The organism is Enterobacter sp. BNK-34 (assembly GCF_048684445.1).
Lineage (GTDB): Bacteria > Pseudomonadota > Gammaproteobacteria > Enterobacterales > Enterobacteriaceae > Enterobacter > Enterobacter pseudoroggenkampii.
The window spans coordinates 4,164,457-4,177,228 of record NZ_JBLQUA010000001.1 but is presented as its reverse complement, the minus strand read 5'-3'; the positions used below and the strand labels follow the sequence as shown (position 1 = coordinate 4,177,228).

Here is a 12,772-nt window from a genome sequence, read left to right as displayed (position 1 = left end):
CATTCGCCGCATGAAAAACGGGCCTTTCGGCCCGTTTTTTTATCCCGTTACCTTAACGCTTGCTGCGGCTGCTTTCGCTCTCGCCACGGCGTCCTCAACGTTATCCCCGGTGGCTAATGCCACGCCAAGACGACGGGTACCGTCGATCTCCGGCTTGCCGAACAAACGTACCTGCAACCCGGCACCCACTGCCGCGTCGACGTTTTCAAACGTAACGTTCTGGCTGGTTAACTGCGGCAGGATGACCGCCGAGGCGGCCGGGCCGTACTGACGGATACCGCCGACGGGCAGGCCGAGGAAGGCGCGCACGTGCAGGGCGAACTCGGAAAGATCCTGCGAAATGAGCGTGACCATGCCGGTGTCATGCGGGCGAGGGGAGACTTCGCTGAAAATCACCTCGTCGCCGCACACAAACAGCTCCACGCCAAACAGGCCATAGCCGCCCAGCGCGAGGACGGTTTTACGGGCGATCGCCTGCGCACGCTCCAGCGCCAGGGCGCTCATCTGCTGCGGCTGCCAGGATTCGCGGTAATCGCCATCTTCCTGACGGTGGCCAATCGGATCGCAGAAATGGACGCCGTCAACGGCGCTGACGGTCAGCAGGGTGATCTCGAAATCAAACTTCACGACGCCTTCAACGATGACGCGACCGGCGCCGGCGCGGCCACCCTGTTGGGCGTAATCCCACGCCTTATCGAGCGTGCTGCTGTCGCGAATGAAGCTCTGCCCTTTACCGGAGGAGCTCATCACCGGCTTAACGATACACGGGTAGCCAATCTCCTCTACGGCCTGCAGGAACGCGGCTTTATCGCCCGCAAAACGGTAGCTCGAGGTGGGCAATCCCAGCTCTTCTGCCGCCAGGCGACGAATGCCTTCGCGGTTCATGGTCAGCTTTGCGGCTTTCGCGCAGGGCACCACGCGCTGGCCTTCCTGCTCCAGGGCGATCAGCGTATCGGTGGCAATCGCTTCAATTTCCGGTACAACGAAATCGGGCTTCTCGCACGTAATCAGTTCGCGAAGGGCATCGCCATCCAGCATGTTAATCACATAAGAACGATGGGCGACGTGCATGGCGGGTGCGTCGGCGTAACGGTCTACGGCGATGACTTCCACACCTAAACGTTGGCACTCAATGGCGACCTCTTTTCCCAGCTCGCCCGATCCCAACAGCATCACTCGCGTCGCCGCAGGTCGCAGCGCAGTTCCTAAACGAATCATAACAATCCCCCTAAAAAAGTTGCGCGCAGTATAAACGAAAACGTTTGCGTCTGTCTTGCGCAGGGATAAACGCGAGGGCAGAAATTTGCGCTTCTTTAGCCCGACCAGACATTTCCTGACGCCCGCTCGCTTACGCTGTGGAACATGTTCACTGTTAAGTGAGGGAAACCATGTCTGGCTGGTTAAATCAATTGCAATCCCTGTTAGGGCAGAAAACATCGTCTGGCGAGCGGGACCTGAGCAAACTGCTGGTACCCGGGGCGCTCGGCGGGCTGGCAGGCCTGCTGGTCGCGAATAAATCCTCGCGCAAGCTGCTGGCAAAATATGGCACCGGCGCGCTGCTGGCCGGCGGCGGCGCCATCGCGGGCACCGTGCTGTGGAATAAGTACAAGGACCGGGTACGGACCGCGCACAGCGATGAACCGCATTATGGCGAGCACACCTCGCCGCTGGATCTACGTACCGAACGGCTCATTCTTGCGCTGGTTTTTGCCGCGAAAAGTGACGGGCATATCGACGACAAAGAACGATCGGCGATCGAGCAGCAGCTGCGCGAAGCCGGCGTTGAAGAGAAGGGAAGAGCGCTGGTGGCGCAGGCCATCGAACAGCCGCTTGAGCCGCAGCGTCTTGCGCAAAGTGTGAAAAATGAGGAAGAGGCGCTGGAGCTCTATTTCCTCAGCTGCGCCGCCATCGATATCGACCATTTTATGGAGCGGAGCTACCTTAACGCCCTGGGCGATGCGTTAAAGATCCCTCAGGACGTGCGCGAGGGCATTGAGCGGGATATCCGCGAACAAAAACAGGCGTTACAGGGATAGCCTCCGCCGTCGCGACGCTGTTTCGCTTGCATCATGCGTGGGTTTTGCCAACCTTATAGGGTGTAAAACTTAAAAGAATGATGACATGCCACCGAAAGCCCGACGTATACCATATGCGATCACCACGCATGGCGATACGCGCATAGACAACTATTACTGGCTGCGGGACGATTCGCGCTCCCGGCCAGAGGTACTCGACTACCTGCACGAGGAAAACGACTATGGCCGCAAGGTCATGTCCAGCCAGCAGACGCTGCAGGACCAGCTGCTGAATGAGATGGTGCAGCGTATTCCTCAGCGTGATATCTCCGCGCCCTGGACCAAAAACAGCTATCGCTATCGCCATATTTACGAGCCCGGCAATGAGTATCCCATCTACCAGCGTCAGTCGGTATTAAGCGCCGAATGGGATGAGTGGGATATTTTGCTGGATGCCAACCAGCGCGCCGCCCACAGCGAATTTTATACCCTGGGCGGCATGTCCATTTCGCCGGATAACGCGGTGATGGCGCTGGCGGAGGATTATCTCTCCCGTCGCCAGTACGGCCTGCGTTTTCGCAATCTGGACACCGGCAACTGGTATCCGGAAATGCTGGAAAACGTCTCCCCGGATTTTGTCTGGGCGAATGATTCCGAGACGGTTTACTACGTCAAAAAGCACGCCTCGACGCTGCTGCCTTATCAGGTGTGGCGACACACCGTGGGAACGGACTCCGCTGACGACGAACTGGTCTATGAAGAGAAAGACGAAACGTTCTATGTCAGCCTGCATAAAACCTCCTCGCGCCACTATGTGATTATCTTCCTGGCCAGCGCGACGACCTCGGAAGTTCTGCTGCTGGATGCCGAACTGCCCGACGCCCAGCCGCTCTGTTTCCTGCCGCGCCGCAAGGATCACGAGTACAGCCTGGATCACTTTCAGCACAGCTTTTATTTGCGCTCTAATCGCGAGGGTAAAAACTTTGGTCTCTATAAAACCAAAGTGCGCGATGAGCGCAAATGGGAGGTGCTTATCCCCGCGCGGGATCAGGTAATGCTTGAAGGGTTCACCCTGTTTACCGACTGGCTGGTGGTGGAAGAGCGTCAGCGAGGGCTGACCAGTATCCGGCAAATCAACCGTAAAACGCGGGAAGTGGTGGGGATCGCGTTCGACGACCCGGCCTATGTGACGTGGATTGGTTTCAACCCTGAACCTGAATCCTCGCGGCTGCGCTACGGCTACTCATCGATGACCACGCCGGACACCCTGTTTGAGCTGGATATGGATACCGGGCAGCGTCAGGTGATTAAACAGACCGAGGTCAAAGGGTTTGAGTCTGAAAACTACCGCAGCGAGCACCTGTGGGTCACCGCCCGGGATGGCGTCGAGGTCCCCGTCTCGCTCGTCTATCACAAAGCCCACTTCCAGAAAGGCAAAAACCCGATCCTGGTGTACGGTTACGGCTCGTATGGCTCAAGCATGGACGCCGATTTCAGCAGCAGCCGGTTAAGCCTGCTCGATCGCGGCTTTGTTTTTGCCATCGCCCATATTCGCGGTGGCGGTGAACTGGGGCAGCACTGGTATGAAGACGGGAAATTCCTGAAAAAGAAAAATACCTTCAATGACTACCTCGACGTCTGCGATGCGCTGATTGAGCAGGGCTACGGGGATCCGCAGCTTTGCTTTGGGATGGGCGGCAGCGCGGGCGGCATGCTGATGGGGGCGGCGATCAACCAGCGTCCCGACCGCTTTAAGGGGATTGTCGCACAGGTCCCGTTTGTCGATGTGGTGACGACCATGCTCGATGAATCCATCCCACTTACGACAGGGGAGTTTGAAGAGTGGGGGAATCCGCAGGATGAGATGTACTACCGCTATATGAAAACGTACAGCCCGTACGATAACGTGGAAGCGAAAGCCTATCCCCACATGTTGGTCACCACCGGTCTGCATGATTCTCAGGTGCAATACTGGGAGCCGGCAAAATGGGTGGCAAAACTGCGGGAGCTGAAAACCGATGACAACCTGCTGCTGCTGTGTACCGATATGGACTCCGGTCACGGCGGGAAATCGGGACGATTTAAATCCTACGAAGGAGTTGCCCTGGAATATGCCTTTTTAATAGGCCTGGCGCAGGACACGCTGCCAGGCCGTGCGGAGCGTTAAGCGTCGCCCAGATAATGTTTCAGCGTTAAGCGCAGTTCCGGGCTCATTCTGTCGAGGTTGTTATACAGCCAGCGCAAATAGCCCGGGTCTTTATCCGCCACCTCGGACACCGGCTTCCCGCGATATTTCCCAAAGGTAAATGTGGTCAGAAGTGCAGGACGGCCGGTGATGGTCGCCATATCATCCGGCGTCCAGCCAGAGATATTCATAATATCTATCAGTAACGCGGCGGTTATATAGCAGTCATACAGGGCCCGGTGATGGTGAAGCCCCTCAGGCGTGCGGACGCTGAGCTTGCGGGACTTGTACAGCGCCATGTTGCTGTATTTAATTCCCGGCCAGAGGCGACGCGCCAGCTTCATGGTACAAATCCATTCCCCCGGCATTTCAGGTAACACCCGGCGGTCAAAACTGGCGTTATGCGCGACGTACCACGGGCTACCGTAGTAGTGCGGAATGATCTCTTCGATCCACGGCTTATCCGCCACCATCGATTCGGTAATGCGATGGATAGCCATCGCCTGAGGGCTGATGGGTCGGTCGGGACGCACCAGATGGCTCATAGGGTTGACGATTTTACCATCAACCACGTCGACAGAAGCCACTTCCACTATTCCGCCCTGAAGATCGCAAGTTTCGGTATCGATGACGCGCAGCATTGAACACTCCTGAGCTTAAAACGCCTAGCCTAAAGGAATGATATCGCCTTGCCAACCCTCTCCGCCGAGCGTGCCGGTCAACAGCAGCTCGCCTCGATCTGCGCGGACGATCAGCTGGCCTTTTTCATCCCACAGCGCACTGCCGCCGCAGGCGTTCGCCATCAGTACCGCAATGGCATATTTATGCGCGAAGCGCTGCAGGGTACTGATGGACTGCCGCCAGCGGTGATCCTCTACGGACTGACTGCTGGTAAACAGCGACGCTCTGGGATCGAGATTGGGGGAATCGGCATGCGCATCAATAATGCTGAGCTGTTTCTCCCCCGGCACCAGGCTGGCACCGCTACCTTGCGGGTAGCGCAGGATGCGGTGACGGGCGGGCGTGAAGAGCGCGAGGCCGTTCTGGCGCTGACCGTTCCGTTCCAGGGGGAGCCCGGCAATCACGGTAATCCGGTAAAAATGCGCCGCGTCCAGCAGCGGTTCCAGCTGCGCGTCATCGGGTGGGGGAGGTAACGTCGGTGCGCCTGAGCCCGTTAATGAGAGTTCAGGGAAGACCAGCAAATCACATCGCTGCCGTGCTGCTTCGGCGATGAAGCGCAGGTGGTGCGTAACATGGTCATCCACACTCTGGTACTGACCGCCATACTGAGCTGCCGCTATATTCCAATGTGACATCGTGACTTCCTTATACACTGAGTCGCAGAGATTTAAGAATACACCTAAATTTATCAGGGTTTTCTTATCCTGCCAGATTCCGCGTAAGGAAGTGTAACGGCTCGTTAAGCTTATTTAACTTTAGGTTCGTACGGTAAACGGGAGAGGTTAACCGAGGCGAGACGGTGGGCGATGAGTCTTTCGCGAAACCAGTCGCGCAGATGGGCGGGCTGTTCCCGTTCAACGACTTCAGCCACAACAGGCATGTTGTAACGCTCTTTAAACGCGACGCCAGCGGCAGCGAGATCGACATTTACTTTATCCATCTCGTCCTGTGGAAGGGCGGCCAGATTGATCTTCATTACCTTCTCCTTTTTATGCGGCGGCAACGTTACCGCGATTGCACGACGATGACAAGCGGAGGCAGGATGTTCCTCGACTCGTTTATTATACAGCGTTATTCTTTAGCATACAGACATAACAAAAAGGAATGATTGCGATGGGTTTCTCCGCTTCCCGCGCGGTATGCGCACTGGTTTTTCTGACCTCTACAATGATGACCTCCTCCGCGCTGGCGCATGCGCATCTTAAGCAGCCGATCCCGGCAGCGGACAGCGTGGTGAGCGCTCCGCAGGCACTTACGCTGCATTTTTCAGAAGGCATCGAACCGGGATTTAGCGGTGTGGTGGTGACGGACGCGCAAAAGCAGGTCATCAAAACGGGTACCGCTACGCGAGACGAAAAGAACAAGGCGCAACTCACCGTTCCGCTGGAACAACCGCTGACGTCAGGGACGTACCAGGTAGACTGGCATGTCGTCTCTGTAGACGGTCATAAAACCAAAGGCAGCTATCACTTTAGCGTGAAATAGCATGCTGGCGCTGTGTTATATCGGGTTGCGCTTTATCCATTTCGGGGCGCTGATGCTGGTTTTTGGCAACGCGCTTTACAGCGTCTGGTTTGCGCCTTCTTCCCTCCAGCGGCTGATGTCCCGGCGTTTCCAGCTGCAGCAGAAAGTTGCTGCCTTGTTGAGCCTGGCGGCTGCACTCCTGATGTTTATGCTTCAGGGCGGACTGATGGGTAACGGCTGGGGAGATGTATTTGCTCCGCAGGTCTGGTACGGCGTATTTAGGACACAGTTTGGTGGCGTCTGGCTGTGGCAAATAATTCTTGCTGTGATGACGGTCGCTGCAGCATGGCTCGCGCCGCTGAAAGGTTCGCGGCGGCTGCTGCTCGCCATGGGCCAGCTTATCCTGCTGGCTGGGGTAGGTCACGCGGCGATGAACGACGGTCCTATGGGGGCGTTGCAGCGGCTTAACTATGCTTTTCACCTGATCTGCGCTGCAGCCTGGCTTGGCGGATTGCTGCCCCTGTTGTTCTGCATGCGTCTGGCGAAAGGGCGCTGGCAGAATGCCGCCATCTATACCATGATGCGCTTCTCGCGCGTGGGCCATTATGCCGTCGCGGGCGTGCTGCTCAGCGGAGCGATCAATACGCTCATGATACTGGGCGTCCATATACCCTGGCAGGCTGGCTACGTGCAGTTTTTGTTGTTCAAATGTGCGCTGGTGGCGTTGATGGTGGTAATTGCGCTGGCAAATCGGTATTTTCTGGTGCCACGGTTTCGTCCGGAGACCGGGCGAGCACAACAGATTTTTATCAGGATGACACAGGCAGAAGTGGTGCTGGGCGCGCTGGTACTGGCAACGGTCAGTCTGTTCGCTACCTGGGAACCCTTCTGACAAGGTTAAATATCATATGAAAAAGACAGTACTTTCTCTCATATTGCTGGCCTGCACGGGGAGCGCGCTTGCCGCACCGCAGGTTATCACCGTCAGCCGTTTTGAAGTCGGTAAGGACAAATGGGCGTTCAATCGCGAAGAGGTGATGCTGACCTGCCGTCCGGGCCATGCGCTGTATGCCATTAACCCGAGCACGCTGGTGCAATACCCGTTAAATGATACCGCAGAGCAGCAGGTAGCCAGCGGCAAGAGTAGCGGCCAGCCGATCAGCATTATTCAGATCGATGACCCGGCGCATCCGGGACAAAAGATGAGTCTGGCGCCGTTTATCGAGCGTGCCGACAAGCTCTGCTAACGTTCAGGTTTCCAATAAAAAACCGCAGATGCTTGCGAAAGCACTGCGGTTTTTCACATTTTATGATGCTCTGGCGCTTTTTTTCCGACCGCTTTAGCTGTGGACTGGAAAACCTGGCGTCGTCATCTATTCTTAAAAGGCAAGGCGACTTAGCCTGCATTAATGCCAACTTTTAGCGCACGGCTCTCTCCCAAGAGCCATTTCCCTGGACCGAATACAGGAATCGTATTCGGTCTCTTTTTATCTATTTGTTTTTCACAGGTTTTTTCGGTCTCAACACGAAATCCCCCGAAAATTACTCGAATATTCCATATCCTGTCTAAACCATAACATACTCTGCACCGCGTGCGTCCAGGTATTTTTTGGTCATTGTTAAATTTTTGTGGCCGAGTAAACGCTGAGCAAATTCTTCCCCTCGCTCCTTTTCATAGAGCCTGCTCGCCAGACTTCTGATCTCATGAAACGGCGGTGGGTTAGGGCCGAATTTTAACCCGGTCGAATCCCTTATCTCTGCGAACGCCTGGGTGAGTCCGTCAGGAGTTAGCGGCCCTGGCTTTCTTCCCCCGCGGCGAACCGGCGAGTAGAGCATGAAATCGGAAGGGTTGTTCACCCGGCATCGATCAATGACATCCTGCAACACAAGCCCGGCGACGTCCAGCCTCAAATCAAGGGGGAGCGCCAGTTTGTGACCTGTTTTCTCCTGAGTAACGAAAAGCCTCCCGTCTTTAACGTCACTGAACCTGAACAGTGAGATATCCTCCCGCCGCTGGCCGGTGATTAGCGCAAGATCGCATGCGTTAGGTGCCCAGTCAGAATGAGTTAACGCGGCCTGGCGGATGACGTTGAAATGCTCGAGCAGCAGGCGCTCTCGCTTAACTTTCGGCGTCGGCGTTCGCGTCGGCTCTGCCGGGTTCCTGTCGACATGTCCTTCTACGATCGCCTCCCTGAAGATGTCCATCAGAACAGACCGCAGCCCGGAAGCCATGCTCTTTTTATCGCAGAGAATGTACGATTCAAGAAATGAGGCGATATCCTTTGTCGTGACGGAAGCGAGGGGAATTTTGCCGAACTCTTCCTTTATGGTGGCGATCTGGTTTCGCCTGACCTTCATAGTGTTTGGTTTCAGCTCGCGCCGTTCGAGAATTACCTCGTAACGCTCCAGCCATGCGGCCACTGTGAAAGTGGGCACGTCTTTTATGCGATCCAGGAGAGAAGAGGGAAGGTAATTCTGGTCGATGTAGTTGTTGGCCTCAATGGCCTGGGCAACAGCATCCTTGCGATCAATCCGGCCAAGAGATATTTCCTGCCCGGTCACCGGATTGCGCCAGCTGTAAAGTCTGTCTCTTTTACGATAGGTCAGGTTACGGGGCAGGTTAGCGTCGTAACGTACTGGCCTTTTCGCCATGAGTCAGTCTCTCCAGTAAGGTGCCGCCGGACGGCAGTTTAGTGTGTTTCGGTTTGGCGCGCAGATTCTTCTTGCGCGGATCCACGTAGATAGCGTCAGGCTTAACCTTATATTCCTTTCCGTGCAGCTCCGGCGCGGGATAAATTCTCCCCTCCCGCGTCCATCGACGCAGAGTAGAAAGGGAAGGGGGAGTCGTGTAGACCTCAGCAGCCCATTCCTGCAAGTTGAGAAGCTTAGCCATGAGAACTCCTTAGCCGCCAGGCATTATAATCGAGGCTGCGTTGACGTGTTGATTATTCGAAATCAGGTAAAAAGAAGCCCGGCGTACCGGGCAAAAGGGATAACGGAGCAGTGCTTTCGCACCCAATAGCCAGCTCATAACTGGCTATCAGTTGCGTCATGGTTTGATGTGAAGACGCGGCTCACCGTCTTTCGGTTCCGGCCAGTGGCGGTTCATGTTCACCTTCAGCTTTTCTTCCAGCGCCGCGGTGATTTGCTCATCGGTGATACCGGCGCGCCGCTGCGCGTCCCATAGCAGGAACTGCATATCAGCCCACTCGCCGAGGTCGCCAGGATCGGCTGCAGCTTCCAGCGCCTCTTTTGAAAGGTGTTTCAGCGGCCCGACGGGACCGACATTACCGAAGGTTTTTTCTGACCATTCAGCGTGGCGCCGCCGGATCAGGTTTCTGATGAACTGTGATTTCTTCGATTCGTAAGGTTTCACGTTCTCTCCTCATGCCGCACGCTGGGCGCGCAGCGACTTAATGTGCTCGCTCGTCTCCAGTTCGGCGCGTATCTGCGTCGCCTCACGGTGATCGAGGTGCTCAAAGTCATTGTTGAATCTGTCGATTGAAGCGGTGTTTATCCGGCCCTGTCGCCAGTAGCGGACTATCTGAGATGTGCAGCTGTGGATGATGACGGGCCAACCGTGCTGGTCAGCGTAAATCTGACCCCGTTGAATTAGTTGGAACATTGGGCACCACCTTAAATTTGACTACCCAGACCCATGGATTGGAGTCGAAACTACCGGCACCATTGGCCTTATCCCACCACGCTTTAAAGCCGTGCATTTCTGGACACAGCCCTACCGGAACGCCAGCGATCGCATAATGCTCGGCATGGTTAAAGGCGCGACCCGCTACGGTTTCGCAGTGTTCGAGCATGTCACCAAGGTCATTCAGCATGGCTGATTCATCGGCATCTTGAAGTCTCTCGACGCGGATTCCGGTTATCTCCAGGCTGATTCGGCGGGCGTCGCGAGGCATGACTGCGCCAGATTGTGGGCGCGTCCAGTCTCCCCACTCCGGATCACCATCGGCCCAATACCAGAAATCCGGTACTTCATGAGGCACTGCGGGATCGAAGAAGTTAAATGAGTCGAGCCGTGAAAATGACTCTCTGACGTAAATAACATCGCCGACTGCACCGAATGGGCATGGATGCCAGTAATCGCACACATTTTCCGCATCTTCACTCCACGGCCACCGGCTACCGTCTTCACGTTCTGCAATTTCGGTGGCCCGAGTCTGACGCCATTTGATAGGGCGCCGAACCTGCGTCATGCTGCCATCAAGCAAGGCGCGCACCTGATACTCATTAAAAATCATTCCGCGCTCTTTCACTGGATCCCCCTCTGCTTGTTCCTCAACTCGATGACGCTCTGGCACTCCGCGCATGTCTGGCAGCCGGGAACGGCAGCGCGCCGCGGCTCGGGAATTGGTTCGTCGCACTCCGCGCAATGTTCAGCTGATACGGCGTTGCGGTTGAGTCGGTGAGCGGAAAGGGCAGCGTTACGCTGAAGCTCTTCAATCTCTGCTGCTGTGTCGATGATGTCGGCCATGATCAATGCTCCCGGAACTGTCGGTTAATTCGGTTGAAGGTGAACGCCAGCAATAAAAAAGGCCGCGATAGCGACCTGGTGATCAGTGCCTTCATGCTGGTAACCCTTTCACTGCGAAGAATGTAGCCATCGCCTTATCGACCAGCTTTGTGTTGTGGTATTTGGAGATCGCCCAGGTGATGGCAAAGAGTATCCAGCGGAAGTGGCTGGTGTAGGTCTTGAATGTCAGCCCGTCGCAGACATCCCAGGCACTCCAACTTTCTGGCCAGTCAGCGTTATAAACTGCCTGACATGCTTCCCAATCATTGCTAAATCCACCCCGGCATAATTCACGTACTACCTCACGGACCTTGGCTTTATCACTGTCTGGAGTATCGTCTTCATCATCCCAGTCTTCGTCTTCCTGCTGGTCTTCTGGTGTATCTTCCAGATACTCGCTCATTGATTCCTTCAGGCTTCGGCAAAAAGCATCATGATCGTACTCTTTCGCCAATAGCTCACACGCTGAATAGCCAGCGCCAGCCTCCAGCTTTTCTGACCAGTAACCGGTGTTAATACCGTCTTGCCACGGACCGAAAAAGTCGAACATGTCCGCGATACGGGAGAATGTCCAGGTGCCCATGTCGCCGGTGACAGTCAGATATCCCGGCCAGGTGATAATGTCGAAGTAATAACAGGAAGTGCCGGGCTGCTTCATGCGCAGGTGGCGGTAAAGACCGTCATCACGGATTATTTCAAGTCGGTGAAAGGCGGTATCAAGCAGAAATCGAGTTGATGTATCAATCTGTCGGCGAATCATTGTTCGGCTCCAAACCGCCCGTTAAGGCGGCCAGTTTTGACGACGAACTCCAGGAGGCTAACCCCCAGAGCTTCAATTTTCTTGTGATGCTTGTTGATGATGGGAGGAACCGTTTCGTTCCAGTTAGGCTTTGGCTTCTTGCGCATGGCCTGCTGTATTTCCTCGGTGCAGCGGCGGCAGGCGGCGCGGATGGCGTTGTCTGTTTCTGGCGTCATGCTGCCTCCGTTTTCACAACATCAATGGCGCAGCCTGGCAGCAGTTCTACCGCGGCGGTGTCGCACTGGTTTCCCCAGTGATGCCAGTCCGGCGCCGCGCTACGGCTAAACAGTTCAATGCGTGGCACATCACCGTAAAGCAGTTCCAGTCGGTGGCGTACTTCCCACGGCTTTTCGCTGTGCGGGCCGAGCGGGCTGTAGACAACCTGCTTAATCCCGGCGTGCTTACGTTCCAGCCCGGCGCCGCGGGTGGCAATCAGCAGGTCTTCGGTATTGGCCCGGGTGTGGTTGCCGCCGTTCATGCGCGTCTCGGCGTTAAGCAGATCGAGGAAGTCGTAAAAGTCGGTGACTTCACCCTCTGCCAGCGCCTTGTTGATGCGCAATTCCGCGTTCTGATTCAGCTTCACCCAGGTAAAGCCCTTCATCGTGCGAACTGTAAATCCCCAGGCCTCGGCCAGTTCGATAGCCTCCTGGTTGTGCGTGCCGGTGTACCACATCGCCAGCACCGAGTTTTCGGCGGCAAGTTCCCACACTGGCAGGCGTTTAATGTCGATTAATTTCATGGTGGAGTAGTGATCGGAGGCAGCGCCGTTGCTGATTGTGTTGCCGTAAGACCATGGCGGATCAGCGTAGATAAGAGAGTAATTACCGCTCATCAAGCGCCTCCTTTCCGAGACATGCTCCTCCACGAAGCATCATCATGAGTAAGCCTCCGGCCGTGTATAAAGGCATGAACGCTATGGGCGGGTATCTCCATTTTTTCTGCGATGACAGCTTGTGATAGGCCCTCTTCATGAAGCGCAACACACAGAGATACGTCGTGATCACTGTAAACTGCATGATGATGTCTTTCGCCAATACATAGCAGGCTTAAGCCCAACAGGCTGGCTTTCCCCTTAACAGAATCGAGAGTGCGCCCGA

General features: G+C 55.7%; 17 protein-coding genes and 1 pseudogene. 5 read left to right on the top strand and 13 right to left on the bottom strand.

Annotated elements, in window-relative coordinates; translation table 11 throughout:
* Window positions 1-39 precede the first annotated feature (39 nt).
* Window positions 40-1,218, bottom strand: coding sequence for a formate-dependent phosphoribosylglycinamide formyltransferase (gene purT, locus ACMGG5_RS20640; RefSeq protein ID WP_420278458.1), 1,179 nt, complete (start codon window positions 1,216-1,218; stop codon window positions 40-42).
* Between the two features lie 170 nt (window positions 1,219-1,388).
* Between purT and ACMGG5_RS20635 the strand changes: the two genes are divergently transcribed.
* Both ACMGG5_RS20635 and ptrB read left to right on the top strand, forming a co-directional pair.
* A complete protein-coding gene (locus ACMGG5_RS20635) occupies window positions 1,389-2,036 on the top strand; it encodes a tellurite resistance TerB family protein (protein WP_024909700.1) in 648 nt (215 codons plus the stop codon).
* An 85-nt stretch (window positions 2,037-2,121) separates the two neighbouring features.
* Window positions 2,122-4,182, top strand: coding sequence for an oligopeptidase B (gene ptrB / locus ACMGG5_RS20630; RefSeq protein ID WP_420278457.1), 2,061 nt, complete (start codon window positions 2,122-2,124; stop codon window positions 4,180-4,182).
* Here ptrB and exoX read toward each other — a convergent pair.
* From exoX to ACMGG5_RS20615, 3 genes are all read right to left on the bottom strand, one after another.
* Window positions 4,179-4,841 (bottom strand): exodeoxyribonuclease X, encoded by a 663-nt coding sequence (gene exoX / locus ACMGG5_RS20625; RefSeq protein WP_010432611.1) that lies wholly within the window; start codon window positions 4,839-4,841, stop codon window positions 4,179-4,181. The genes ptrB and exoX overlap by 4 nt on opposite strands.
* Before the next feature lie 24 nt (window positions 4,842-4,865).
* The gene (locus ACMGG5_RS20620; RefSeq protein WP_370883517.1) at window positions 4,866-5,516 is read right to left on the bottom strand and encodes a nitrilase-related carbon-nitrogen hydrolase; all 651 of its coding nucleotides are present in this window, start codon (window positions 5,514-5,516) and stop codon (window positions 4,866-4,868) included.
* 110 nt (window positions 5,517-5,626) lie between these two features.
* Complete coding sequence (locus tag ACMGG5_RS20615) at window positions 5,627-5,857, bottom strand: DNA polymerase III subunit theta (protein ID WP_008500465.1); 231 nt, start codon at window positions 5,855-5,857, stop codon at window positions 5,627-5,629.
* A 137-nt stretch (window positions 5,858-5,994) separates the two neighbouring features.
* Between ACMGG5_RS20615 and yobA the strand changes: the two genes are divergently transcribed.
* Genes yobA through ACMGG5_RS20600 form a run of 3 tightly spaced genes read left to right on the top strand, consistent with a single transcriptional unit; the run spans window position 5,995 to window position 7,592 of the window.
* Window positions 5,995-6,366, top strand: a complete 372-nt coding sequence (gene yobA / locus ACMGG5_RS20610; protein WP_248165038.1) for a CopC domain-containing protein YobA — start codon at window positions 5,995-5,997, stop codon at window positions 6,364-6,366.
* A gap of 1 nt (window position 6,367) precedes the next feature.
* A complete protein-coding gene (gene copD / locus ACMGG5_RS20605; protein ID WP_420278456.1) occupies window positions 6,368-7,237 on the top strand; it encodes a copper homeostasis membrane protein CopD in 870 nt (289 codons plus the stop codon).
* 16 nt (window positions 7,238-7,253) lie between these two features.
* Window positions 7,254-7,592, top strand: a complete 339-nt coding sequence (locus ACMGG5_RS20600) for a YebY family protein (RefSeq protein WP_024909705.1) — start codon at window positions 7,254-7,256, stop codon at window positions 7,590-7,592.
* 319 nt (window positions 7,593-7,911) lie between these two features.
* On the opposite strand, the gene ACMGG5_RS20595 is transcribed toward ACMGG5_RS20600, so the two are convergent.
* From ACMGG5_RS20595 to ACMGG5_RS20555, 9 genes and pseudogenes are all read right to left on the bottom strand, one after another.
* The gene (locus ACMGG5_RS20595) at window positions 7,912-8,997 is read right to left on the bottom strand and encodes a tyrosine-type recombinase/integrase (RefSeq protein ID WP_420278455.1); all 1,086 of its coding nucleotides are present in this window, start codon (window positions 8,995-8,997) and stop codon (window positions 7,912-7,914) included.
* Complete coding sequence (locus tag ACMGG5_RS20590) at window positions 8,966-9,238, bottom strand: excisionase (RefSeq protein ID WP_219939851.1); 273 nt, start codon at window positions 9,236-9,238, stop codon at window positions 8,966-8,968. Before ACMGG5_RS20590 ends, ACMGG5_RS20595 begins: the two co-directional genes overlap by 32 nt.
* 162 nt (window positions 9,239-9,400) lie before the next feature.
* Window positions 9,401-9,673 (bottom strand): annotated as a pseudogene (locus ACMGG5_RS20585) (dATP/dGTP pyrophosphohydrolase domain-containing protein); the annotation flags it as partial.
* Between the two features lie 57 nt (window positions 9,674-9,730).
* On the bottom strand, window positions 9,731-9,970 hold the full coding sequence (locus ACMGG5_RS20580) for a DUF4222 domain-containing protein (protein ID WP_058683360.1): 240 nt from the start codon (window positions 9,968-9,970) through the stop codon (window positions 9,731-9,733).
* A complete protein-coding gene (locus tag ACMGG5_RS20575) occupies window positions 9,933-10,619 on the bottom strand; it encodes a hypothetical protein (protein ID WP_420278453.1) in 687 nt (228 codons plus the stop codon). Before ACMGG5_RS20575 ends, ACMGG5_RS20580 begins: the two co-directional genes overlap by 38 nt.
* On the bottom strand, window positions 10,616-10,837 hold the full coding sequence (locus ACMGG5_RS20570; protein ID WP_420278452.1) for a TraR/DksA family transcriptional regulator: 222 nt from the start codon (window positions 10,835-10,837) through the stop codon (window positions 10,616-10,618). Before ACMGG5_RS20570 ends, ACMGG5_RS20575 begins: the two co-directional genes overlap by 4 nt.
* Before the next feature lie 91 nt (window positions 10,838-10,928).
* Entirely contained in the window at window positions 10,929-11,636 is a 708-nt protein-coding gene (locus tag ACMGG5_RS20565; RefSeq protein ID WP_188039960.1) for a hypothetical protein, read from the bottom strand.
* Window positions 11,633-11,851: a hypothetical protein gene (locus ACMGG5_RS20560; protein ID WP_023300422.1), complete on the bottom strand. Its 219-nt coding sequence runs from the start codon at window positions 11,849-11,851 to the stop codon at window positions 11,633-11,635. The genes ACMGG5_RS20565 and ACMGG5_RS20560 overlap by 4 nt, the downstream gene beginning before the upstream one ends.
* Window positions 11,848-12,507 carry an MT-A70 family methyltransferase gene (locus ACMGG5_RS20555; protein ID WP_420278451.1) on the bottom strand — a complete coding sequence of 220 codons (660 nt, stop codon included), beginning with the start codon at window positions 12,505-12,507 and terminating at the stop codon, window positions 11,848-11,850. Before ACMGG5_RS20555 ends, ACMGG5_RS20560 begins: the two co-directional genes overlap by 4 nt.
* Between the last annotated feature and the right edge of the window lie 265 nt (window positions 12,508-12,772).